18 protein-coding genes are annotated in these 25274 nt (G+C 66.3%); 9 read left to right on the top strand and 9 right to left on the bottom strand.

The features are described 5' to 3' along the window. The first annotated feature begins 1 nt into the window (after position 1). Entirely contained in the window at positions 2 to 1390 is a 1389-nt protein-coding gene (locus WG208_RS15120; protein ID WP_337172217.1) for a hypothetical protein, read from the top strand. Between the two features lie 134 nt (positions 1391 to 1524). Here the strand turns inward: WG208_RS15120 and WG208_RS15115 are convergent, their stop codons facing one another. Continuing rightward, complete coding sequence (locus tag WG208_RS15115; RefSeq protein ID WP_337172216.1) at positions 1525 to 3918, bottom strand: DUF5916 domain-containing protein; 2394 nt, start codon at positions 3916 to 3918, stop codon at positions 1525 to 1527. A 378-nt stretch (positions 3919 to 4296) separates the two neighbouring features. Here WG208_RS15115 and WG208_RS15110 point away from each other — a divergent pair, with 378 nt between their 5' ends. The 4 genes from WG208_RS15110 (at position 4297) to WG208_RS15095 (ending at position 7033) form a co-directional block, all read left to right on the top strand. Next, entirely contained in the window at positions 4297 to 4881 is a 585-nt protein-coding gene (locus WG208_RS15110) for an SH3 domain-containing protein (RefSeq protein WP_337172215.1), read from the top strand. Then, on the top strand, positions 4881 to 5351 hold the full coding sequence (gene gspG, locus WG208_RS15105; RefSeq protein ID WP_337172214.1) for a type II secretion system major pseudopilin GspG: 471 nt from the start codon (positions 4881 to 4883) through the stop codon (positions 5349 to 5351). The genes WG208_RS15110 and gspG overlap by 1 nt, the downstream gene beginning before the upstream one ends. Before the next feature lie 227 nt (positions 5352 to 5578). Then, entirely contained in the window at positions 5579 to 6019 is a 441-nt protein-coding gene (locus tag WG208_RS15100; RefSeq protein WP_337172213.1) for an Rrf2 family transcriptional regulator, read from the top strand. Between the two features lie 60 nt (positions 6020 to 6079). Further along, entirely contained in the window at positions 6080 to 7033 is a 954-nt protein-coding gene (locus WG208_RS15095) for a glutamate--tRNA ligase family protein (RefSeq protein ID WP_337172212.1), read from the top strand. A 24-nt stretch (positions 7034 to 7057) separates the two neighbouring features. Here WG208_RS15095 and WG208_RS15090 read toward each other — a convergent pair whose 3' ends face one another. From WG208_RS15090 to WG208_RS15075, 4 genes are all read right to left on the bottom strand, one after another. Further along, entirely contained in the window at positions 7058 to 8407 is a 1350-nt protein-coding gene (locus WG208_RS15090; RefSeq protein ID WP_337172211.1) for a M20/M25/M40 family metallo-hydrolase, read from the bottom strand. A 206-nt stretch (positions 8408 to 8613) separates the two neighbouring features. Beyond that, the gene (locus tag WG208_RS15085) at positions 8614 to 9126 is read right to left on the bottom strand and encodes a Rieske (2Fe-2S) protein (protein ID WP_337172210.1); all 513 of its coding nucleotides are present in this window, start codon (positions 9124 to 9126) and stop codon (positions 8614 to 8616) included. A 34-nt stretch (positions 9127 to 9160) separates the two neighbouring features. Next, a complete protein-coding gene (locus WG208_RS15080) occupies positions 9161 to 9649 on the bottom strand; it encodes a hypothetical protein (RefSeq protein ID WP_337172209.1) in 489 nt (162 codons plus the stop codon). An 11-nt stretch (positions 9650 to 9660) separates the two neighbouring features. Next, positions 9661 to 10341 carry a hypothetical protein gene (locus WG208_RS15075; RefSeq protein WP_337172208.1) on the bottom strand — a complete coding sequence of 227 codons (681 nt, stop codon included), beginning with the start codon at positions 10339 to 10341 and terminating at the stop codon, positions 9661 to 9663. Positions 10342 to 10469: 128 nt separating this feature from the next. On the opposite strand from WG208_RS15075, the gene WG208_RS15070 reads away from it, so the two are divergent. Further along, positions 10470 to 12701 (top strand): BamA/TamA family outer membrane protein, encoded by a 2232-nt coding sequence (locus tag WG208_RS15070; RefSeq protein ID WP_337172207.1) that lies wholly within the window; start codon positions 10470 to 10472, stop codon positions 12699 to 12701. Beyond that, positions 12701 to 17350: a translocation/assembly module TamB domain-containing protein gene (locus tag WG208_RS15065; RefSeq protein WP_337172206.1), complete on the top strand. Its 4650-nt coding sequence runs from the start codon at positions 12701 to 12703 to the stop codon at positions 17348 to 17350. Before WG208_RS15070 ends, WG208_RS15065 begins: the two co-directional genes overlap by 1 nt. 91 nt (positions 17351 to 17441) lie before the next feature. Here WG208_RS15065 and WG208_RS15060 read toward each other — a convergent pair whose 3' ends face one another. From WG208_RS15060 to WG208_RS15045, 4 genes are all read right to left on the bottom strand, one after another. After that, positions 17442 to 18134 (bottom strand): PEP-CTERM sorting domain-containing protein, encoded by a 693-nt coding sequence (locus WG208_RS15060; RefSeq protein WP_337172205.1) that lies wholly within the window; start codon positions 18132 to 18134, stop codon positions 17442 to 17444. Between the two features lie 131 nt (positions 18135 to 18265). Further along, a complete protein-coding gene (locus WG208_RS15055) occupies positions 18266 to 19786 on the bottom strand; it encodes an AarF/UbiB family protein (protein ID WP_337172204.1) in 1521 nt (506 codons plus the stop codon). Further along, complete coding sequence (locus WG208_RS15050; protein WP_337172203.1) at positions 19767 to 20747, bottom strand: SDR family NAD(P)-dependent oxidoreductase; 981 nt, start codon at positions 20745 to 20747, stop codon at positions 19767 to 19769. Before WG208_RS15050 ends, WG208_RS15055 begins: the two co-directional genes overlap by 20 nt. 147 nt (positions 20748 to 20894) lie before the next feature. After that, positions 20895 to 21584 (bottom strand): hypothetical protein, encoded by a 690-nt coding sequence (locus tag WG208_RS15045; RefSeq protein ID WP_337172202.1) that lies wholly within the window; start codon positions 21582 to 21584, stop codon positions 20895 to 20897. Positions 21585 to 21683: 99 nt separating this feature from the next. Here WG208_RS15045 and deoC point away from each other — a divergent pair, with 99 nt between their 5' ends. Together deoC and WG208_RS15035 are read left to right on the top strand one after the other, a co-directional pair. Continuing rightward, on the top strand, positions 21684 to 22757 hold the full coding sequence (gene deoC, locus WG208_RS15040) for a deoxyribose-phosphate aldolase (RefSeq protein WP_337172201.1): 1074 nt from the start codon (positions 21684 to 21686) through the stop codon (positions 22755 to 22757). 100 nt (positions 22758 to 22857) lie between these two features. Further along, on the top strand, positions 22858 to 25257 hold the full coding sequence (locus WG208_RS15035; RefSeq protein ID WP_345787011.1) for an aldehyde dehydrogenase family protein: 2400 nt from the start codon (positions 22858 to 22860) through the stop codon (positions 25255 to 25257). Positions 25258 to 25274: the final 17 nt, after the last annotated feature.

Raw genomic sequence — 25274 nt, 5'->3', positions numbered from 1 at the left:
CATGACATCCTTTCGACTTTTGGGCCGGTTTCCGGTCAGCCGTGCCATTGGTGCAGGGGCGGCACTCGCCATCGCGTTGAGTGCGTGTTCCGAGGCCAATGAGCGCCTGCTGGGCGTGGTGGATCCCGACATCATCAATCCTTCGGACATCACGAACGCGGAAGGCGCGATTGCCCTGGGCAACGGTGCGCTGAACTCGTTCCGGGAGATGACCGCCGCGAACGAAACATCCTGGCTGTTCGGTGGCTTGCTGGCCGATGAATGGTCCACCAGTTCCACCTTCATCCAGAACGACGAGACGGATCAGCGTCGGGTGGCCGAAAGCAATTCGTCGGTCACCCTCATGCTCCGCTATCTCTATCGCACGCGTACGCGATCGAACGAGGCGCTGGGCATCCTGCGCGAGCTCAGCCCGACATCGCGGGCGCTGATGGGCGAACTGTACCTCGCCCGCGGTTATGCGGAGCTGCAACTCGCCTCGGACTTCTGCAACGGCATTCCGATGTCCAACTCGGGCAAGTCCGATCCCGTGAACGAGGAACAGAAGAGCACGCAGCAGGTCTTCCAGTATGCCGCGGCCTCACTCGACAGTGCCATCGCCATGGCGAACGGCGCCGACGCGGCGAGTGTGCAGATCAATCAGGCCGCCCGCATCGTACGGGCCCGCATCGCGCTGGCACTCGGGGCGTTCACGGAAGCTGCGCCGTTCGTGTCTGGTATTCCCAGCAGCTTCGCATACCGGCACACGTTTTCGAACACGGCAGGCAACAACATTCTGTGGTCGCAGGGATTGAGCTCACGCCGCTACAGCGTGGGTGACAGCGTGGAAGGCAATTCGCGTGACATCCTGGTCACCAACGCCATCCCGTTTGCCTCGGCGCGCGATCCGCGCTTGCCGGTGACGATTCCAACGTCGGGTGCCATCAACGGCCAGGACGGCCAGACCTACACCCGAACCACAGGTATGTGGCAGCAGCTTACGCCGGTGGATGTGGCCAACGGCGTGGATGCCCGCATGATCGAAGCAGAAGCGGCCCTGCGCGCCGGCAACGTCACGGAGTGGCTCTCCATTCACAACGCCTTGCGTGCAGCGCCGCCCAAGCTGGGTGAAATCCAGCCTGCCGCGATGCCGGCGTTGGTCGATCCAGGCACGGAAGCCGGCCGCGTCTCGCTGCATTTCCGTGAGAAGGCCTTCTGGACCTTCGGTCGCGGTCAGCGGCTGGGCGATATGCGGCGCCTGATCAAGCAGTACGGGCGTACGCAGCAGCAGGTGTTCCCGCAGGGCGTGCACTACAAGGGTGGCAATTACGGCACCGACGTGAATCTCCCGATCACGCAGGCCGAGCAGAACAACCCGAATTTCAAGAGTTGCACGGATCGTAACCCCTGAGTCTGGAAACCACCTTCTTGGCCCGCTCCTTCCTGCTCACTTTCCCGTTTTTCAACGACGGGAAGGGGAGCAGGGAGGAGCGGGTCAGGGAGGAGGGAGCAGGGTCGTCATTCTTCGCCTCACGGCGTGCGCGACTATTGCAGGCGGAACAGGTAACTCAGCTTGGCGAAGAACACATCCGACGTGCGACGCAGCGCATCGGGGCCGCCGGGCGTGTTGGCCTGGAGAATGTCTCCGTAGCCCAGGTAGAACACGGTGCCCGGTGTGGGGAGGTAGGAGAACAGCACATCGAGGCGTGCGCGCCTGCGCTCGAAGGCCGAGGCCCGGGTGAGCGAGCCGTTGGCCTGCCGCAGATAGATCGGCAGATTGGTGCGGGAGTCGTCGCGCAGACTGTCCTGCCGGACGATGGAATATTCGCCGATGGTCCGGATGAAGAACTGCCGCGTGAGCTGGTATTCGACACGCACACGCGGAGTATTGCGCAGCAGCACGCTGGTGCCGTCCGTCTTGCGATTGAACGCCTCGTACACCCACGTGCCCGCCATGCGCAGCTGCTCCGTGGGGCGCAGCGTGAGGGTGTTGTTGAGGTTCAGGATCTTCGCGGAACTCCATTCCTGGAAGTTCTCGTCCTGCCCCCAGACGATCGCCGAGTTGAAGCTGAACCGGCGGAATTCCGGTGTGCCGATCGACACCACCCAGTCGACGTTCGGCAGATGCGGCGTTCCCGTGTAGGCCACCGTGTCCACTCCGCCGGCGGTCTTCGGCCGGAGCAGCACATAGTTGCTGTACAGGGGGCGATCGTACCCGAACTCCTCACGCAGGAACTGCGCGCCGATCTGCCACCCGCCACGCAGCCGCGTATTGGTGCGCAGGTGAAGCTGCGCGTCCTGCGCGGGACGGCGGTTGACGAGGTCCACGTACCGGTACCGCCCGAGCACGTACACTTCGGGACTGAACACTTCGACGAGGCCACCGCGCTTGCCGAAGATGTTCCAGCGATGGGTGGCCGAGATGTTCGAGACGCCATTGCGCGAGATGAAACCGCTCTGTGCGTCGAAGTGATCGGAGATGGCCGTGAACGCATAGCGGGCGTAGAACGCCCGTCCGTTGCGCTGCAGCGAAATGTCCCACAGTGGCGCACGGACGGTCTCGCCTTCACCGCCGGTGAAGCTCGACGCGAGTTGCCCGGTGAGACTGTACACGCCGCGCACGAGACGTCCGTCCACGCCGAGCACACGATTCCAGCGGTTGCCGTCGATCTTGTCGGTGTAGACCATGCCCAGCCGGCTCTGTTTGCCCAGATCGCGCTGGAGACGGACGATGTTGTAGAGCGGCGAATGATCGCCCGTGGCCGAAGCGTCACGACTGTCCATGGCGGACAGCACCCCGATGTCGAACCCCTGATGTTTGCCGGCGAGTTTCGTGGCAAACACCGGTTGTGCGATGCGCCGGGTGTAGATCAGCCGATTGGGTGTGGTGAACTGTTCCTGACTTTCCAGGAAGAACGGTCGCCGCTCGGCGAAATACACGGCCGCGCGCGGGTCGAGCGAATACTGCGTGGCATCGGCCTCGACCTGGGAGAAATCGGGGTTGGCGGTGCCGGAGAGCGTGAGGTTGCTGGTGACGCCCCATCGCGCGCTGCCGCCGATCTCGGGGCGTTCGGTGGAGTAGCTCCACTGCGATGCCCCCCCACCGGGTGCACCGGCCGCACTCGAGGTGATGGTGGGAATGAGATCGACCGTGAGCCCGCGTTGCAGATTGCGCAGGCCGGTGAGGGTTCCCGATTGCGCGAGGAAGCTGGAGCTGGCGCGGCTGGTGGCGGTCCAGGTCTGTTCGTGTCCCGTGGCCTGCACGGTACGGACGACATTGAGCTGCCAGGTGTGTTCGTCGCCCGCCCGATAGCGCAGGCTCTTGAAGGGGATGGTGATCTCCACTTCATATCCGAAGTCCGTGAGGCGCCCCTTGGAACGCCAGACATAGTCGGGGGCGAGGTCGGTGGCTTCACGTCCTTTGGCGGTGCTGCTCTGAAATCCGCCACCACTGGCAGCGCCCGTTTCCGTCAACACGCCATCACTCTGGATGCCGAACGGATTCACCGCGAAGACCAAGGCCTGTCGACTGTCGTTGTACGTGCCCAGAAAGAGCTGGATGTTGTCATCCTGGGTGATCTTGTCGCGGTCGGCGAGGGTGGCCCGCACGGATCCGGTCGGCGCATAGGCCCGGATGCCCACGTGCAGCGCGGTCCCGGAATACCAGACCAGCACCTCGGTGCTGTCCTGCGCCGCTACGCCATCGTTGGGAAAAAACTGGGAGAAACCGGTGAGGGTGGCGGCCTGCTGCCAGACGGGTTCATTGAGCACCCCATCGACGTCATTGGAGGCGTCGATGCGGGGAATCACGACGGCGACGTGTCCCCTCCGGCCGTCGTACACGGGACCGGGTTCCGATAGGGTGGGGGCGGTGGCGGGACCTGGACCGGGGACGGACAGGGCGGCGGTGATGGCCAGCAGGAGCGGGGAGATGACCACTGAGGAGGGACCGGGCGTACAGGGGAGGGAAAGGGGCAGTATGTCTCGCGAACGATACGCGCTCTTCGGAGGGGCCGCTGGTCGTCGGGGACGAGTCCCCCGGGCCGGTGACGAGAGGCCCGGTGGGATTTGCTCGCTGACACGTAGCGCCAAGTGCGTTTGTGGTCAATAGTTAGGTCATGACGGCGGAACCGTCACTCGAGGAGCGCGTCGGGCACATTCGCGGTTTCAGGGTTCATGGCATATCTCCGTTGCACCGAGTGCGGATCGAAGGCGTTGACCGCGGCATCCCAATGCCCGCGGTGCGCTCATCCGTTTCACCTGCACGACGCGCGCGGCCAGCGCGTGAAGCTCAAGGCGTGCCACGGGTGCGGGATCATGCATCGCCACGATACGCCCTGCCACTGGTGCGGCGAGGTGAAGTCGACGTGGCGATTGAGCGGTCCGGCGTTGCGCAGTGCCGCCGCGATTGCGCTGACCGTCACGGCCGCTGCGGGCGCCTGGCGTTATGGCCCCGCCCTGCGCGATGTGACATCGAGTCTCGCGTCGTCGGCTGCGTCGGTGGGTGAACGCGCGCGTGCGCTCTCGGAGCAGGAACGGCCCGCCGCTGCTTCACGGGTGGCATCGTCGACGGCTGCGATGCCCTCGACGTCGGGAGTGACGGGGACGATGCCCGGGACGGCGCTGCAGGACAGTGCCACCTCGATCGTGATGGATACGGCGCCAGACATGCCCACATCGGCTGACTCGATCGTGTGGACGCCGGCGGTGGCGCGCACCTGGGTGAATGTGCGCAGTGATGCCAGTCGCGGCGGAGAAGTGGTTGGCGTCATCAAGCCGGCGTCGCGCGCGATGCTCGGTACCGATCGTGGCGGATGGCGTCAGGTGCGCCTCAGCGATGTCACCGGGTGGGTGGATCCCAAGCTCTTCGAGCCCGACAGCCTGCGCACGCGTGGTGAGTAGTGGCATCTAGTCGTTCCTGCGAACGCGCCGAGACGTGCGTTCGCTCCGGTGCGTGTCGTCGCGGGCTGACGTTGATCGAGGTGCTGGTCGTGATCGTGGTCATCGCGATCCTCGCCACGTTCGTGGCTCCGAATCTCTTCCGGCATGTGGACGATGCCCGGGTGGCGACGGCCCGGGCGCAGATCGAGAGTCTGGCCACGGCGCTCGACGCGTATCGCCTCGACAATGGGCGCTACCCCACCACGCAGCAGGGATTGGGCGCGCTGTGGCAGCGGCCGACCATCGAACCGCCCATCAACTGGACCTCCCCGTATCTGCGCAAGCCGGTGCCCGACGATCCATGGGGGCGGCCCTATGTGTACATCGCACCCGGGCTGGTGAATCCGTCCACCTACGATCTGCTGTCGTACGGCGCTGACGGCAAACCCGGTGGTGAGGGGGACAATGCCGATATCACGAGTTGGAAGTGACGGTCCGGCGATCGTGAGGTAATCGCGCCGGCTTGTGAGGTATTGCCTGACGGGATTGTCAGGTAGGGCGCTGGAAAACCGGGTCGTTTCCCGACTTTGCGGCGGCGGTGAATCGACGAGTCTCATAGCATCGTGCGGTTTGCTTCCGGTCCCGAGTGGCACGGGTGGGCCGGCCGTCATCCGTCACGGTTCCTGCCGGTTTCCGTCGACCCTCATCCGACCCTGCCATGCTGCTTTCGGCGACTGCTGAACACGCTCTGCGCGCTGTCATTCTTCTGGCGCGCCACGGTGCCGCGACGGCACTTTCGGCCGATGCGATTGCCGATCAACTCGGCGCTCCCCGCAACTACCTCGCGAAGACGCTGAACGCGCTGGCGAAGGCGGGCATCGTCCACAGCGCACGCGGGGCCGCGGGCGGCTTCACGTTGGCCGTGCCGCCCGAGGAGCTGACGTTGCAACGCATCATCGCCCCGTTCGACGACACCCGCATTCCTGCCTGCCTGTTGCGGAACCACGCCTGCGATTCGCAGAACCCCTGCGCACTGCATCCGAAGTGGAACGCGATCGTGGGGTATGCGGCGCGGAAGTTCGCCGAAACCACGGTGGCCGATCTCCTCGAGGACGTGCCGGCGATGAACGAGGCGCCCGTACTGACAGGCGCGTTGTAGTCGCGGTCCCGGTCCGGCCGGGCGCGTTGAAGTTCAGGGATCGGCGACGTAGCGTGGGAGATGGTTCGCCGATCCTCCTGGGGTGAGACCCTGTCACAGCGTCTGGCCGCTCGGGCCGGGTGGCGTACACGATTCGCTCCCGCGCCAACGGGGTACATGCATCTCGGGCATCTCGTGAATGCGATGCATGTCTGGGGCGTGGCCGGAGCGTTCGGAGGACAGGTGGTGCTGCGCATCGAAGACCACGATCGCACCCGCTGTCGTCCGGAGTACGAAGCGGCATTGCTGGACGATCTCGAATGGCTGGGTTTCGAAGCCGACATCCATCCGGTGGCTTCCTTTCGCGCGGTGTCACCGGGGCAGGGGCACCCGGCGCGTCAATCGGATCAGGGCGCGCGCTACGAGACGGCGCTGCATGAGCTCACTGAACGCGGCCTCGTCTATGCCTGCCGATGCACCCGCCGCGACATCGCGCAACGCGTCCCTCATGCATCGGGCGAAGAGCCGCGCTATCCAGGCACGTGCCGGCTGCAACAGGTGAGCGACGCGGAAAGCTGGGCGCGGCGTGTCCGTCTCGAACCGGAGACCTTCGTTTTTGATGACCTGCGCATGGGTCGGCAGGTGCAACATCCATCACGACAATGTGGCGACGTGCTCGTGCGCGATCGACACGGGCAATGGACGTATCAGTTCGCCGTGGTGGTCGACGACATGGCCCACGAGTTGGACGTGGTGATCCGCGGGGAAGACCTGCTGTCCAGCACGGGCCGGCAGTTGCAGTTGGCGACCTTGCTGGGACGCCCGACCCCCCCGCTGTTCCTGCACCACACGCTGCTGGTGCACGCGGATGGCAGCAAACTGAGCAAAGCCAACCACGACACGGCACTGCGTGAACTCCGACAGGCCGGAATGAGCGCGGCCTCGCTGTTGGGCGAGGCCGCGGTACGTGCCGGGTTGCTGCCGGTGCATCGCACACTGCACGCCGGCGATGTGCCGGCGTTGTTCAGCGTGTGATCGTCCGGGTGCGCGCTGGCGGGGCTATTTCACCCCGAGCAGCCCGAGCACCACGAGCATCACCCACTGCGGTCCTTTGAAACCATCGTTGCGGTCGTCGTAGCTCTCGTCGAGCGAGTGCGCCCCACGACCGACCCCACCCCCGTCGAGCGTCACGGCCGGCCGGCCAAGCGCCATGGGCACGTTGGCGTCGGTGCTCGATGTGGTGAGCGGTGCATAGATGTTCATCGTACGGGCCGCGGCGAGCGATGTGCGCACGATGAACGAGGTATCCGCCGTCACGCCCGCGGGACGGATACCGATGGTGTCGATCACCAGATCGAGTGCCGCCTTGCTCTGCGGCCAGCGCGCCTTCTCCTCGGCCAAGGCCTGCCGCAGCGCGGTCTGCAGCCGACCATCGATCTCGGCGAGCGCCGGAGCCGATTCGCTGCGCAGGTCGATCTCCATGATGCCTTCGAACGGAATGGAGTTGACCGACGTGCCGCCGGAGACGATGCCGACGTTGAATGTCACCTTGGGCTTCGTGGTGGCTTCGAGATCGCCAATCTTCGCGATGGCACGTCCCATGGCGTGGATGGGGTTGGGCATGCCGAATGCGCCGTAGCTGTGACCGCCGGGGCCCTTGTAGTGCACACGGTACCGGTTGCTGCCCACGCCGCCGTTGGTGATGCCATACCCCGTGCCGTCCACCGAGATGAACAGATCGATGGAGTCCTTGAGCGGCCCGTTGAAGAGCGCGCGTGTGCCACGGAGGTTGCCCGGACCTTCTTCGCCCACATTGCCGACCACCAGCAGACGCCCGCTGATGGGGACCTTCTGTGTGATCACCTGACGCGCCACGGCGAGCACCACGGCCAGACCGCGACAGTCGTCGCCGATGCCGGGGCCGGTGAACCTGGTGTCGTCACGCTTCACCTTCACATCGGTGCCTTCGGGGAAGACGGTATCGAGGTGTCCGGCGAGCAGCAGGGTGGGACCGGGACGCGAGCCGCGGATTTCGCCGATGACGTTGCCTTCGCTGTCCATCCGCACGTTCTGCACGCCGAGCGCCTTCATCTCGTCGCGATAGGCCGCGGCGCGGGCGGCTTCCTTGAACGGCGGCGCGGGAATCTCACACAGCGCGACCTGCTTCCCGAGCGTCCACGCATTGTCGGACTCGATGGCCTTCATGGCCGCGACCACGGTGGGGTGCGTGGCCAGTTTGTCGATGGAGGCTTCGAGTGGTGTGGGGGCAGTTCGGGCCGGGGCCGGGCGTTGGGCGGTGAGCGCCGCGGGAAGAGCCGGAAGCCCGATCAGGAGGGCAAGGACAGGGCTGGGTACACGCAGCGCCGGAAGCAAGCTCCCGGCGCTGGAGGCGAATCGGAAGAAGCGCATGACGTCAGGACAGGATCGTGATGGTGCCGGCGTCCGGATGGGGAGGGACCGCGGGAAGCCGCTCCTCCGACAATGCGGACGCTGCTCGTCATGGAACGTCGCGCCGTGACAGAGCCAACGGAAGACCATGGAGCACACGGGATTGCCCGACTCGGAGCGGAATCCGCGCGGTCTCGGAGCTGCTGCGGACCTACTTCGGAGCTGCCTCAGAGCCGCACGAGCGCGGCCGCCCAGCGGGCCGGGTCCTTGTCGCTCTCGAAGAGCACGTCCGCATCGACCACCAGCACGTCGCCGTCCCGGCTGATGGGCAGACGGTCCATGTTTCGCGTGGCCCGTCCACTGATGAAGGTGCCGTCGGGCTGATACCGTGACCCGTGTTTGGGACACTGGAATCCCGCGTTCTTGGGCCGTGCGCGCAAGGCGGTGTTCTGATGCGGGCAGGAGAGAGCGAACGCGTACACCTCGAGTCCCGACCGGCAGAGAATCACTTCGTTCTTCTTGTCGATGGAGACGCCATCGCTTGGCGGAATGGGATAGCGGATGCTGCTCCCCGCGCCACGCGGTGCGAGTGCTTCGAGGGCACGCCACGGACCGCCGGGTTCTGGGGCATCGAGGTCACCCAGCACACCGAATGCTGCCAGAACGCTGGCGGTCTCGCGCAGGAAGGCGCGCCGGGATGTGCAGGCGGTGCAAGCGTCGGCTGTGGGCCGTGTGGTCATGGAGCGGTCAAAAAACGGTCAGGAATTCGGTGCATCACGTGTTGGCGAGTACGACGCCGAGCACCACCAGCAGCAACCAGCCGCTGATGCTGAGCCAGGCCGAACGCCGGAGGCGGTTCCACGGCAGTGCCGGATCCGCGTCGCCCGTGATCCGACGTTCGGTGCGACGCATCTGCGAACCGTTCAGCAGCAGCAGCCCGAACACCGTCATCTTGCTCCAGAACACCGGAGACACGGCAAAGGTGCCGGCGTCGGCCGCGGCCAGCGCCACGCCGCTCAGGACGGTGATGGTCAATGCGATGAGCACGATACCGTGCGTGGCCGCGAGATCCGCGCCGGCTGCGATGTACGCTTCGCCGGTGCCGGGCTGAGCCAGGAGGACACGCCGGTCGGCGCCGATGGCGATGCCGCCGCCGACGAACAGACCAAGGAGATGGACCGCCACGAGCGCGGTGGCCAGCGTGGTGTGTTCGGCGTGGAAATCGGCCCAGGGCTGCAGCAGGGCCGTGATCGAATCGGGCATGGAGGGAATGCTCAGTTGCCGACCAGCATGATCAGCCAACTGGCCGTGGACACCCCCATCGAGGCCAGGTTCACGTTGCGATGCTGTCGGCGCTTGGCGCCCGACTGCTCCGCTTCATCGGCGAGTCGGGTACCGGCGTAGGCGAAACCGCCGCTGGCGGCCATGAAGAGGGCGCCGTGCAGGAAACGTCTGGTGCGTCCGTTGGGGTCATGGCGTCCCTCCCAGAGATTCCATGTGCCGGTGACGGCGTTGGCACCGAAGAGCACGGCGGTGGACGTGGCCGCCGCCGGGTGGAGGTTGCGAGCCCAGGACGGCGCGTCGCTGCCATGTTCGAGCAGTTGGTCGCCCGAAAAATAGGACGCTGCAAACAGGGGCAGCATGGCCCAGCTCAGGGTCCGGTGGATCTTGAGGCGGACGGCGTATCCGTCGGAATAGACCACCGCACGGGGGCGTCGGCGCACCGTGTCCTGCGGCGTGTCCTCGGCGGTCCGGGTCAGACCGACGGGGACCACGCGCACGAGCGGCACAGGAGACAGATTTGTGGTCGGCGTCACCAGGTTGGCGGAATACGCGGTCGGTCGCGGATCTTCCACCGGGCTCTGCAGGGTATCCCCCAGGACCTGTGCGGTCACCGTCACGGGAACCAGGGCCGCACTCAGCATCAGCACCAGCAGAGGGACGCGCGCGCGCATGAAAGGCTCCTGAACGTTGAAAGCACAGTGGAAACCGCGACCGAACGCGCGGTTGAAAAGACTTCGGAATCTATGTCCCGTTAGATTCGTCCCGACATGACCCACGGTTTTACCTCTTCGACTCGATGATGCGGCTCCGCCCTCGCCCGCGTGGCGTGCTGGTGGCGGTGACGGCCGCGTTGCTGTCCGCGATCCCGATGGCGGTGTCCGCACAGCGCGCGGCGCGCTGTGATGACAGTGAACGGGTACGGTCCGTGTCATTCAGCGGCAGCCCCGGATTCGATGATCTGACGCTGGCCGCCAGCATCGTGACGCACGAGCCGGGCATCGTCACCCGGCTGCTGCATATCGGCAGTGTGCCCTGTCTCGATTCGCTGGAGATGCGGCGTGATGCGCTGCGTATTGCGGTGTTGCATCGGCAGGCGGGGTGGTTTCAGGCGACCGTGACACCGGATGTGCAGCGACGGAAGGATGGGGTGCGGGTGCGCTTCATCGTGGAACCGGGACCGGAGGCGATCATCGATACGGTGGCCGTGTCCGGATTGCCGGAACCGCCCTCCGGACGCCGTCCCTACGACCAGACCTTGCTGGCGCTGCGGGGCACGCGATTCGATCGTTCGATCGTGGATACCACAGTTGTGGCCGTCCTGAGCCGACTGCGCGACGTTGGTTTTGCGCGGGCGGAAATGCCAGTGATGGACATCACCATCGATTCGACAACCGCACGGGTGGCGCTGGCGCTCACGTTTGAAACGGGGGCCCGTCTCCGCATCGGCGAGGTGAAGGTCAACATCCAGCCGGTCAAGGAGGGGGAGCCGCGGCGGGTGGACTCGAGCGAGGTGACCCGTCTTGTCGCCATCAAACCGGGCGACCGCTACAGCTCGAGCGATCTCGTGGAAGCCCAACGGGCGCTGTATCGCTCGGAGGCGTTCCGTCTGGTGCTCCTGGACACGCTGAAGATGCCGGGCGCGGCCAGTGATTCACTGATCGGGCTCAATGTGTCGGTGGCCGAGGCGAAGACGCGGAGTGCGCGCGCCGGGCTGGGGTGGGCCACGCTCGATTGCATCCGCGCCCAGGGGCGTGTGGTGGATCGCGGATTTCTCGGCGTGGGGCGCCGTGTCGAGCTGTCCGCGCGTGCGTCCAAGATCGGTGTGGGCACACCGCTGGGATTTGCACCCGCACTCTGCGCTCCTGCCGTCCGTCGGGATCAGTTCAGCGAACGGCTCAATTATTACGTGGGTTCGACGCTAACCAGTTCGCAGTTGTTGGGATTGCCCGTGACGCCCACGCTGTCGGTATACAGCGAACGGCGCAGCGAACCGTTTGCGTACCTGCGTGAAACGACGATCGGTACGCTGTTCGAATTGAGCCGGCAGTTCTCGCGTCGCCTGGCCGGCACGGCAGGGTTGCAATACGAAAACGGCAGGACCGAGGTCGATGCGGCGATTGCCTGCACGCGGTTCGGCCAATGCCAGATCGAGGAGATCATCATGTCCATGCTCGGTCGGGGCATCGGCATTGCCAGCGCCTCGGCCGCGTACGATCGCACCAACGATGTGGTGAACCCTTCCCGCGGCTGGCGCGTGCGCGGAGAGCAGCGTGCGGGAATCACGAGATCCGAGTATGTGCCCACGTTGCGTTTCTACCGCAGCACCATCGAAGGCGCGACGTTTCTGCGGGCGCTGCGTGGCGTGATCGGCCTGCGGGTACAGGCCTCCGGGGTCTTTGCGCCTGGTGCCGATCTCGTGGATGGCACGCCGCTGCTGCCACAACAGGAACGCCTGTTCGTGGGCGGTCAGAATTCGGTGCGCGGATTCCAGCAGAATCTGCTCGGGCCGGTGGTGTACGTCGTCTCGAAAGTCGACACCGTGCCGTTGCCCGACGGGTCGTTCGAGCTGGTGGCCCGGCAGGGGGGGAGCTACGATCGCGTGGTCCCACGCGGTGGCACGGCCATGGTGGTGGGGAATGTGGAGTACCGCCATGGTTTCCGCTTTCTCGCCGAGGAGCTGCAGTTCGTGACGTTCGTGGACGCCGGTGCGCTCTGGGAAACGAGTTCGCAGCGTTTCGCGTGGAAGGACATGCGTTATACACCCGGTGTGGGCCTGCGCGTGGTGACGCCGCTCGGGCCCTTCCGCATGGATGTGGGGTATCGACCCTACGCCAGCACGGTGGGACGCGCGCTGTACATCACGCCGAAAGCCAAGGAAGGAGACCAGCTGTTCTACTGCGCCAGTCCCCGCACGGACCCCAACGCCAACTATGACGACGTGCTGTCGTGTCCGGCGACGTTCCGTCCGTCGGGCGGGCGCACGTTCCTCTCGCGTCTCGTGTTTCACTTCGGCCTCGGTCACGCGTTCTGATGGCATCCGGCGGGACTCTCTTCCGTTCGGCGCGACAGCGGCGCTTCTGGTGGGTCGCCGCGTTGCTGCTCCTGCTCGGTGCGGGCGTGTTCACCGCGTATTGGGTGCTTACCGGGACGCAGGGGGGACGCACGTGGCTGTTGTCCAGGGCCATCGCCGGTGCGAACGGCGTGTTCGGGGGACGCGGGACGCTGCGCGTGGGTGTGCTGCGTGAGCTCAGTCGTCGGCGTATCGTCGCCGAGCAGGTGGCCCTCGTGGATACCGCGGGTGTGCCGGTCGTGGTGGCTGAACGTCTGCAGGCTTCGGTGTCGTGGTCCGGTCTCTTCAGCAAGTCCATCCTGCTGAACGACGTGGTCATCGATGGCCTCACGGTGGATCTCCGGCAGGACACGCCGGGCACACCGTGGAACATCGCGTACATCATCGCCGGCGACACCACGCCGTCGCCGCCCCGGTTGACGCCGGGATTCGGTGACGATGTGCGCATCGGCGCCATCGCGATTTCGCGGGCGCGCATCACCACCGTGGCGCCATGGGAACCCCACCCGATGTTCACCGGGGCCGCACGCGACAGCATCATCGCGGTGCGCGACAGTCTGCACGATCTCATTCCCGCCAGCGGCGGGCGGTGGTTCGCACGCCGCATCATCGGGCTGGACCGCGTGAAGGCCCATGACGTGGTGGTGGTGGACGTCCTGAAACGGCCTTCGTCGTTGCAGCTCGACTCACTGCGCGGCACGATCTCCGATCCGCCCGTGCCGGTGCAGCAGGCGCAGGGGAAGGTGACGTGGACATCGGACTCGTTGCTGCTCGATCTGCCGCGGGTGGAGCTGCCGGCCTCGGTGGGTAGCGCCGCGGGCAAGGTCACGTGGAATCAGCCGGGCTCGGTGCGGTATGACGTGCAGGTGAAGGCCGATGCGGGGCTGTCCGATCTCACGTGGGTGTGGGATGTGTTGCCCAAAGAGGGGCGTGGGCAGGCCGACGTGCGCATGCGTACGCTCGAAGATCCCGACGATGCGGAATTCGCGCTCAGCAATCTCGATGTGGAGACGGGCGGCTCACGCGTGCGCGGTGGCATTGCCATCACGGTGCGTCCGGCGGATCTGTTGTTGCATCGGGTCGATCTGGCGTTCACGCCGTTGCGCAGCGATCTGCTGCGGCGCATCAGCTATGACGCGGTTCCCGAGGAGATCCGCGGCAGCATCACCGGACGCCTGGTGTCGGCCGCGGGCGGACCACTCACCGCGCTCCAGATCGATCTGCTCGACGCGCGTTTCACCGACGAAGCGGTGCCGGCGGGCGCGCTGGGGACGCCTGTATCGAGTGTGACGCTGCGGGGCACCGTGGGGCTCGGTGCCGAACCGCGCGCATCGGCCATGACCGTGAGCGCCTTGCGGGTGGATCTGCGGTCCATCAAGCCGCTGCTGAAAGACACGCTGCCGATCGACGGCGTCCTGACCGGTACGCTGAACATTCGCGCGGCCGACATGGCCCGCGCCGACATCCCCAATCTGGCCCTGGTGTGGACCGACTCGGCCAGTCATGTGTCGTCGGTACGCGGGCAGCTCGCGGCGCGTTATGATCGGGATGATGTCGAATTGAACACCCGCCTCGCCCTCGAGCCGATCTCCATGCGGGCGATCGCGCGCATCGATACGATCATGCCGCTGCGATCCCGCGTGGCGGGTTACGTGACGGCCAACGGTCGCCTGTCGGCGCTCGACTGGCGGGCCGATCTCACGGCGCTGTCCGATGCCGATTCCGTGCCCATGGTGGGTGACTCCAGTACGTCGTGGCATCGGACGGTTGCGCTGGCCGGCACCGCATCGGTGGGCAAACGGATGTGGCGGGCCACGGCGGATGGATCGATCACCGCGCTGGACGTGCGGCGCTGGTTCGGGCGCGAGGACATGCCGGTCACCGCGCTGAGTGGCGAGTTGCATCTGGCGGGTGAGGGTCCCCTGGACACTCTCGCCGCTCCCTCATCAACACCCACGCCGGCCGATACCGGTGATGTGCGCACGTTGACGGGCCGCGCGGTGGTGCAACTCGCGCAGCCGCAGCGCGACGACCAACCCGCGCTCGATCTCGCCGCGAGTGCGGTACTCGACCGACAGCGGCTGCGCGTGGATTCGGCGCTGGCGCATTTTGGCGGTCTGACATTCGAAGCGCGTGGTGGGCTGGCACGCGATTCACTGCAGTCCGATACACTGGAAGTATCGGCGCGCAGTGACTCACTCGATGCCGCGCGTCCGGAACTCAGGCGGCTGGCCATCATGCTGCAGCCACTCGATTCGGCATCGGCCGGCACGCTGCGTGATATCGCCGCGGACACCTTGCAGGGCGATCTCTCGCTCTCCGGATATCTCATCGGCAGCCTGGTCGATGCCGACGCCAACATGGCGCTCGGTGGCCGTGCTTTGCAGGTGGGGGCCATCAAAGTGGGTCGCCTGTTCGGTTCGGCGCGCGCGGAACATGTGTTCACGCGTCCGACGTTCGAAGGCACGGCCACGATGGACGAGGTCACCGGCATCGGTGCCGTGCGCATTCACAGTGCCATGGCGCGGGTGACCGACGCGAGTCCGGACAGCGGTCGTCTGGTGATCGATGTCGGTACCGAAACCGATGCCCAACTCGTGGCGCGCGGGAACTATCGTCTGGACAGTGCGGCCACCACCATCGCGCTGGACTCGCTGCGGCTGTCGTACGACGATGTGGAGTGGCGCTCCCGGCAGCCCATCGTGCTGGTGACCGATTCGGCAGGGCTGCGCCTGCAGCCGGCGGAGATGCAGTCGAACGTGGGTGGGGTGCTGGCCGTGGACGCCGATGTGCCCACCAGTGGCCCCGTGCGCGGCCAGGTGCGTCTGGAACGTTTCCCCGTGGGTGAGGTGGCGACGCTGTTGGCTGGAGCCACACCCATCGAAGGCACGGTGTCCGGTCACGCCGAACTGGCCGGCACGCGGGACGCGCCACTGTTGTCATGGCAGCTCACGGGCGACTCGCTGGGCGTGAACGGCTATCGGTTGCCGGCCGTGGTGTCGAATGGCTCGTACGCCGACCGCCGTCTCGTGGCGAACGCAGTGATCGAGGACTCGCTGGGGGGCGCGCTGCGTGCGGAGGGCCGCATCCCCATCGATCTCCGGATCGCGTCGGTGGAGAAGCGGCTGCTCAGCGATGCCGTGGAAGGCGCATTGATCGCCGACTCGTTGCGCGTGGAAGCATTGCCGGTGCGCGTGGACGGGGTGAGCCGGCAGCACGGCGTGTTGTCGGGGCGCCTCTCGCTGGGTGGTACGTTCGATCGACCGAGCGCGACGGGCACGATGATTTTCGACGGGGCCGGCGCGAGGTTCGACAATCTCGGTATCACACCGTCGGAAGGACGCATCGTGGTGCGGGCCAACGCCGACTCGATCATTCTCGAGTCGCTGCGGCTGCGCAGCGGCAAGTCGGCGGCCGACACCTTGTCGGCGCGTGGGGTGCTGATCATGCCGGCGAACGCGCCGGCGGCCGTGGACGTGCAGTTTGTCGCGAACAATTTCGAAGTCTCGCGTCAGCGGGATGGCACCGATCTCGATGTCGGCGGCAATGTGCGGGTGCAGGGCGCGCTCAAGCGCCCGACGGTGAACGGCAGTCTGTTCGTGCCGCGCGCCAATATCGTCGTGAATCCACTCGGCGAACGTGTCGCGCTGGATCTCACGTCGCAGGCGGCGCGGGACCTGCTGGGCGCCGACGAAATACCGGTGGCGGAATCGGCGGCGCAGTCGCTCTCCGCGCTGGGATCGCTCATCGCCGTGGAAAACGCCCGCGTGGCGCTCGGGGAAGAAGTCTGGGTGCAGACGCCCGAGGCCCGTGTGAAGCTGGGCGGCGGTCTCACGGTGGCGATGAGTGGGGAACGACTCGTGCTCGACGGGGAGATCACCGCCAACCGTGGACAGTATCGTCTGGAGCTCGGACCGGTGTATCGCAGCTTCTCCATCGATTCCGGAAGCGTGCGGTTCTATCCGAATCCGGAGATCGCTCCGGTGCTGGACATCAACGCAACCAATACCGTGCGGGTGACGGGCGGCGGTGAAGTGCCGATCAAGTTGCACATCGGCGGCAACTACGATCAGCCGGCGCTCACGCTGTCGAGCTCCGATCCGCTCTATGCGTCGGCGCCGGAGTCGGAGATCATCTCACTGCTCATCTTCGGCGCGCCCACGTTTGCACTGGACGGGCAGAGTCAGAGCACGGTGCGTGCGGTGACGGGGCTGTTGCTGCCGTCGGTGGGTGGGGCACTGGAGAATAAGTTGCAGCGCATCCTGCCGGGCAATTTCAACACGGTGCAGGTGAGCACTGCCGGCAACGAGTCGCAGGCCTCGCTGTCGCCCACGTCGCTGTGGGGCAATCTGAATCTGAGCATTTCCGCCGGGAAACAGATCGGCGATCGCACCTATCTGCGTCTCAACACCGGCGTGTGCCGCGGCTCCAATCAGGTCACACGCGGCGCCGAATTCTGGTACGGCATCGCGGTGGAGTATCGTCTTGCGCGCGGGTGGCTGGGGCAGTTGGGTGTGGATCCCGGCTCGGCGCCCTGTACTCGTGTGGGCGGTGCCGACTTCCCGCGTCTGCAGTTCGGCTTCGACCTGTTCCGCGACTGGATCTTCTAGATACTGGATCGTCGCCGCGGAACAGATCGGGCCTTCGCCCCGTTCGATCAGGCGCGGGTTGCGCGGCGATCGGACGGTGACGCGTCGTCGGTCAAACGCTGAGCATCCGGCGACGGCGATTGGCCATGCCGAGCAACAACAGGCCACCACCGAGGAGGACGTAGGTGGAAGGTTCGGGTACGGTGCTGCGCGGAACGCTGGTGATGTATTCCTGACTGGAAACTTCTCCCTGGACATCGTCGTCGGAGAGCACATACCAGTCACGCGTGATCTTCGACGCGTAGTCGGCATCGATGGTCAGCATCTCGAAACCGGAGATGCTGGCCCCGAACATGGTCCAGAGTGTGCCCTGGATGTTCACGGCGTTGTAGACCGCGCCCGACTGAAAGTCCTTCGTGGGATCGTACTGCTCGATGAGCCAGGCGGCCTTCTTGTACAGCTCCGGGTCGTTCTTGCGGGTCTTGCTGAAGTCCCCGTCACCGACGATACCGCCGGTGTTCGACGAGAAGGCCGTGGAGTAGTAGCTGTCGATGCTCGGGTTGGCGGGATTGGGCAGATCGATGCACCACACGATGGTGTTGGTGAGGATCGAGGTGCCGGTGAGGCCGAACTGGAGATTGAACCCTTCGAGGTCGGCGAGATAGGGACCGGCCAGATAGCCACCGATCACGCCGTTGCTCGATTGGTCACCTTTGAAGGTGACGTTACCAAGCACCGGCGCCTGGGCTGAAGCACTGGAGGCCACCAATGTCAACGCTGTTGCGAGAGTCCAGAGACGTTTCATCGTTCTCGGGGCGGAAGTGAGGAATTGCGGTGAACGTGCGGTGAACGTCGCTCAGAGTACCGCCGCCCGGTTCGTCCCGACATACGAAGACGTGCTGCAACGCACACTGTGATGCGCGTGTGACGCGGTTGCTACAATGCCGTCTGCAGTCGTCTGCCCCAGGTGGTGACCCAGCTCACCGCCGTTCCCGCCAACGCGCCCAAGGTCGCGGCCCATGTCACGATCGGTTCACGGTGACCATCGTCACCGAGCAATGCCGCCAGCAATTCATGTCGCAGCCGCAACACGACGGGTGATGCCACCCGCAGACTGTTGAAATGACTGTCGTAGCGGACACCCACGCCCTCGATGAGCGCGGCCGTGCGGGCGAAGTAGACGAGTTCTCCCGGCAGCACGATGGGCCAGTTGAGCAGCTCCCGCATGACACGCTCGGCCAGCACCTTCGCCCGATCGGCCATGGACGTGTCGCGATAGGCGATATCGAGCAGTGTGGCCACGAGATCGCGCATCGCCCCCGGCGTGACGCCGGTGGCGATCATGCCCAGCGCGAAGAATCCCGCCGCGGTGGCGTCGGGGTCACGATGGATGGCCGCCAGGATGGTGTCGAAGAGTGCCTTGCGTGTCTGCACCGACACATCGATGACCATGCCGAAGTCGAGCAGCAGCAGACGGCCCTGTGCATCCACCAGCAGGTTGCCCGGGTGCGGATCGGCGTGGAAGACGCCGTCGCGGAGCATCATGCGGGCATAGGTCTCGATCAGCGTTTCGGTGAGCGCGCGGGCGGACACGCGTCCCTGTGCGATGGCCTCATCGAGCCGATCGATGCGGATGCCTTCGAGATACTCCATCACCAGCACATCGCGGCGCGTGAGCGGCATCTCCACCGCGGGGATACGCAGGCGCGGTTCACCGGCGAAGCGTTCCCGCATGCGCATGCACTGCAGCGCTTCGCGTTCGAAATCCATCTCCTCGGGGATGTGCCGCTGGAACTCCTCGAGCACGATGGCAAATCCGCGCACGTGGTGATGTGGCCATTGCCGATAGACCCACCCGACGATGGCCCGCGCGAGTCGCGCATCGCGCAGGACGACGACGTCGACACCGGGGCGCAGGACTTTCACCACGACCTCGCGGCCCTCGTACCTCGCGCGATGCACCTGTCCGATCGAGCCGGCCGCGAGCGGTACCGGGTCGAGCGCGTCGACGACGGTTTCCGGCGGGACGCCCCAGGAGGCTTCCAGTGCCGCCCGCAGCACGGGCCAGGGCACGGGCGGCACCCGATCGGTGAGGCTCGCCAGATTCGACAGATAGGGTTCGGGGATGAGATCGGAGCGCGCCGAAAACACCTGCGCCAGCTTCACGAAGGCGGGCCCCAGCGCCGCGAGCTGCTGCACGAGGCGGCGTGCACGCCGCTCGTGAAATTCCACCGATCGGGGCACCGGCGGGCCCCAACGGATCCATCGGCGATGATCGCGCAGGAACGAGCAGACGAGCGGCGTGATCCGCCACAGAATGACGAACAGGCGCGGCGTGTCGCGCCAGCGCCAGGTGGGCCGGGGCTGGGTGTCCGTCGCGTCGGGGCCGGATCCGTCTGCCGCAGACATGGGCGAAGCCACCGGCAACGGCGGCGTTTCAGCGAGTGGCGATGCCATCGATTCCGACATCGGCTCCCACAGCGACCCCGGCATCGGCCCCGACATCGATGCCCGTCAGCATCGCACTGTGGACCCACAACATGCGGGCGCGGTCATCGTCGCGCGCCGCACGCGAGAGCGATCCGTCGCGGCGTTTGTACCAGTAGCGGCCCGAGGTGCCGGTCACCTGCGGATCGTCGCCGCTGGCGAGCCACACGAGCGTATCGGCGCCCTGTTCGGGGGTGACCGAACGCAGATCCATCACCCGGCGGAGAAAACGTCCCATGCGTCCATTGTTGGACGCGAACCGGGTGCTCACCACACCGGGATGCATGGCGTGCACGATCACCGGTTCACCGGCCAGGCGACGGGCCAGTTCGCGGGTGAACCAGATGTTGCAGAGTTTTGAGTTGCAGTAGGCCCGCCAACCGCTCCAGCGGCGGGTCATCTGCAGATCGTCCAGATCGATGCGCGCGTTCTGATGCGCGCGGCTGGACACATTGACGATGCGGGCCGGTGCGTCGGCGGTCACGGGCGCACGCGCGGCGGCGCGGAGCGCCGGGAGCAGCTCGAACGTGAGTGTGAAATACGCGAGGTGGTTGAGCGCGAAGGTGCGCTCCAGGCCGTCGCCGGTGGTCTCACGTTCGAGAAACAGGGCGCCGGCGTTGTTGCACAGCACGTCGATGCGGGGATGACGTTTGCGCAGCACGCCGGCCACCTCGCGCACCTCGTGCTGCTGGCTGAGGTCCGCGATGTGCCAGGTGATCGTGCGGCTGCCGGTCTCGCTCATGATCGCCCGCGCCGCCGCCGCGGTCTTGGCTTCGTTGCGTCCCACCATCACCACCGTCGCGCCCTGACGGGCAAAAGCCCGCACGGCAGCGCGTCCGATGCCATCGCTGGCGCCGGTTACCACGATGACGCGCGATCCGGGTCGGGATGTGCCGGACGAGTGAGGCGAATCGACGGACGAGGACGTCATGACTGACAACTAGCCGGGTGGCTGGAAACGGAGAAGGGGAGGAGCCGGCGTGTGCCGAGCTCCTCCCCATACGCCAGCCAGGGTCGAGGGGTCCTGTGTCATGCACGGAACCCGCGGGACCAGGGCCGGCGGCGCGGCCCCCTCCTCTCAGTTGGCCACGGCGGAAATCGTGATGGGCCCCACCGCGCCAGCGGTGGCGGTGGCCATCTGCAGCCCGGTCTGCGGGCCAAGCGTCCAGCGGATGGTAACCTCGCCCACCGCGTTGGTGACCGCGGACTGCGGCGACAGACTGCCCCCGCCGGAGGTGATCGCCAGGGCGACCGTCTGTCCAGGGATGGGGACGTTGTTGGCCCCCACCACACGCAGCACCAGCTGCACCGGCAGCGCGGCGCTGGCCTTGGCGTTCTGGTTGTTGCCCTGGGCGATGATGATGTCGCTGGGCAGCACACCAAATGCGGTCAATGTGACCGGATCGACACCCGGGGCGGCGCCCACCAGCGTCTGCACCTGGGAGCCCGGTCCGAGGGTCCACCGTGCCTTGACCTCTCCGTTGGCGTCGGAGATGGCCGTCGGCGGATCGACCGCCCCACCACCCGCCAGCACATTGAAGCTGATGGGGACCTTGGGCATGGGGTTCCCGTCGCTGCCCATGACCCGGAGGACGATGGGGGTGGGGAGCAGGGTCCCCGCCGCGGCAGTCTGGGTGGACCCCTGGACCACGCTCAAACGCACGGCCGTGGGCGCCTCGGTGGTTTCGGAGCAACCGGGGAACGCCAGCAGCACCGGAACCGTGGTGAGCAGGACGGCAAGCAAAGTTGTGGGTCGAACGGAACGCATGGGTCGATCTGTCAGGGTACTCCTCTCCACCTTCCAGTATCGGCCGGTCCCACCGGGAGTTGAGCGTCCGGGCGGGTTGCCCCCTAGATTGGGAGGGCCATGACTGTCACCCCACTCCATGCGCCCCGTCCCGGGCGGTCTGCAGACTCCGATGCGAGCTCTGCCGCAGGTTCTGCCGCGGCCGCACCTGCGCATTGGCCATCGGGACTCGATCCGGATCAACCTCCGGTCCGCAACCCCGGCACCGCGCTCGATCTCGCGCTCGTGCGCGGCACGCGTGTCAATCGCAGCGCAGTGGAGCGACGGGTGAGCACGCTGCCGGCGCGACGAACCGTGAAGAAGGAATGGCAGGCCGCGTGGTTGTTGCGTGCGATCGCTTGCATGGATCTCACCACGCTTTCGGGTGACGACACCGAGGGCAACGTCCGACGTCTCTGCGCAAAGGCACGTCATCCGTTGCGTCAGGATCTGGTGGAGGCGCTCGGAATTGGTGATCTGCGTCTCACAACAGGCGCCGTCTGTGTCTACCATCGCTATGTGAGTACGGCGGTGGAGGCCCTCCGCGGATCGGGCATTCCCGTCGCGGCGGTGAGCACCGGATTCCCCGCAGGACTTTCGCCGTTTGAACAACGACTCGCCGAGATCAAGGCCAGCGTGGCGGACGGCGCGGCGGAGATCGATATCGTCATCACGCGGGCGCATGTGTTGACCGGCAACTGGCAGGCGCTCTACGACGAAGTGCGCGCGTTCCGCGATGCCTGCGGTGACGCGCACCTCAAGACCATCCTCGGCGTGGGCGAACTGGCCACACTCACCAATGTGGCCCGGGCCAGTGTGGTGGCGATGATGGCCGGTTCGGACTTCATCAAGACGAGTACCGGCAAGGAAACCTCGAATGCGACGCTGCCGGTGGGACTGGTCATGACGCGCATGATCAGGGAGTACGGCATGCGCACCGGCCACGAGGTGGGCTTCAAGCCGGCCGGTGGCATTCGCGCGGCCAAGCAGGCGCTGGACTGGCTCATTCTGATGAAGGAAGAACTGGGCGATCGCTGGCTGCGGCCGCATCTCTTCCGCTTCGGTGCCAGCGGACTGCTCACGGATGTGGAGCGGCAGCTCGAGCACTTCGTGACGGGCCGCTATGCGGCGGCCTATCGTCAACCCATGGTCTGAGGCCGGCATCACGATGGGAACTACGACCAGTGGCGTCGCGCAGAGTGCCCCGCAGAGCGGATCGCACGGCAGTCCTTCGGTGCGCGAACTGTACGACCGCATGAGTTACGGGCCGGCACCCGAAGCCGATGCGCCGGCGCGGCAGTGGATCGCTGCCCGGAGCGGCGTCTTCGGCCACTACATCGGTGGGCAGTGGGTGCAGGCGAGCGAAACCTTCGAGGTGCAGGAGCCGGCAACGGGCAACGTGCTCGCGCAGGTGGCGCAGGGCAGTCAGGCCGACGTGGACGCCGCGGTGGCCGCGGCCCGCGCCGCGCTTCCCGCCTGGCAGGCGCAGGGTGATCATGCGCGCGCCCGCTGGCTCTACGCCATCGCGCGTGGCATCCAGAAGCACGCGCGTCACTTCGCGGTGCTGGAATCGCTGGACAACGGCAAGCCGATCCGCGAGACGCGCGACATCGATATCCCCCTCGTGGCGCGGCACTTCTATCACCACGCGGGCTGGGCACAACTGCTGGGCAGTGAATTCCCCGGCACCCATGCCTATGGCGTGGTGGGGCAGGTGATTCCGTGGAATTTTCCGCTGCTCATGCTGGCGTGGAAAGTGGCGCCGGCGCTCGCCGCGGGAAACACGGTGGTGCTCAAGCCCGCCGAATATACGCCGCTCACCGCCCTGCGGTTTGCCGAGCTGGTGCACGAAATCGGATTGCCGCCGGGTGTGTTCAATCTCGTGACCGGTGACGGCCGCACCGGCGCGGCCATCGTCGAGCATCCGGGCGTGGACAAGATCGCGTTCACCGGCAGCACCGATGTCGGCCGCGCCATTCGCAAAGCCACCGCCGGCAGCGGCAAGGGGCTCTCGCTCGAACTGGGAGGCAAGAGCCCCTTCATCGTGTTCGAGGACGCGGATCTCGACAGCGTGGTCGAAGGGGTGGTCGACGCGATCTGGTTCAATCAGGGCCAGGTGTGCTGCGCCGGATCGCGTCTCCTCGTGCAGGAAGGTGTCGCGGAGCGCCTGCTGGAGAAGCTCCGCGATCGCATGGAGCGTCTGCGCGTGGGATCGCCGCTGGACAAGGCCGTGGACATGGGCGCCATCGTCGCGCCGGTGCAGCTCGATCGGATCCGGCAGTTGTGCGCGCAGGGCGTGGAAGAGGGAGCGACGTGCTGGCAGCCGTCGTGGGGTGTGCCGGCGGACGGCTGGTTCCATCCGCCCACGCTGTTCACCGATGTGGCGCCATCGTCCACCATCGCGCAGGTGGAGATCTTCGGGCCGGTGCTGGTGAGCATGACCTTCCGCACACCCGAGGAGGCGGTGGCACTGGCCAACAACACCCCCTTCGGGTTGGCGGCGAGTGTGTGGAGCGAGAACATCAATCTCGCGCTGGATATCGCGCCCAGACTCAAGAGCGGCGTGGTGTGGATCAACAGCACCAATCTCTTCGATGCCGCGGCCGGTTTTGGTGGCTATCGGGAGTCGGGCTTCGGCCGGGAAGGCGGCCGCGAAGGCATGTGGGAGTATCTCAAGCCCGAGCGCACGCACCTCGGCGCGCCATTGCCGGTCATCGAGACCGCTGCCGTCGCCGTGGACGCAGGCCCTGACGACACACACGACGACACGGCCGATGGTACGGTCGATGATTCGTTGTCGAATGGTCTGCCGTCCATCGATCGCACACCCAAGCTGTTCATCGGCGGCAAGCAGGCGCGCCCCGATTCGGGCTACAGCCGCGTGGTGCACGCGCTAGACGGGCGCGCGGTGGGCGAGGTGGGCGACGGCAATCGCAAGGATATCCGGAACGCCGTGGAAGCCGCGCAGGCGGCGAGCGGCTGGGCCAGGCTCTCCGGCCATCAGCGGGCGCAGATTCTCTATTACATCGCCGAGAATCTGTCGGCACGGGCGGCTGAATTCTCGGCCCGCATCACGTCGATGACGGGTGACGATCGTGCGGCCGGTGACGCGGAAGTCTCGGCGGCGATCTCGCGGCTGTTCACGTATGCCGCCTGGGCCGACAAACACGATGGCGCGGTGCACGACGTGCCGCTGCGCGGTGTGGCGCTGGCCATGCACGAACCCATCGGCGTGGTGGGTGTGGCCTGTCCCGATCCCTATCCGTTGCTCGGGCTGGTGTCGCTGGTGGCGCCGCTGCTGGCCACGGGCAATCGGGTGGTGGTCATTCCGTCGGAGCGTTTCCCGCTGTCGGCCACCGATTTGTACAGCGTGCTCGAAACCTCCGACGTGCCGGCCGGTGTGGTGAACCTGGTCACCGGCGGCCGTGACGGCCTGGCGCGCACGCTGGCCGACCATGACGATGTCGACGCCCTGTGGTATTTCGGCTCGCACGCCGGTGCCACGGCGGTGGAGAAGGCGTCGGCGGCCAATCTCAAGCGCACCTGGACCGAGTGGACCGGTCGGGAGTGGCTCGATCCGCGCGCGGGCGAGGGACGGGAGTTCCTGCGCCGCGCGGTGCAGGTGAAGAACATCTGGATTCCGTACGGCGAGTAGCCACGGTGACGAACCGA

The sequence above is a fragment of the Gemmatimonas aurantiaca genome (assembly GCF_037190085.1).
GTDB lineage: Bacteria > Gemmatimonadota > Gemmatimonadetes > Gemmatimonadales > Gemmatimonadaceae > Gemmatimonas > Gemmatimonas aurantiaca_A.
This window is presented reverse-complemented; position numbering and strand designations above follow the sequence as displayed.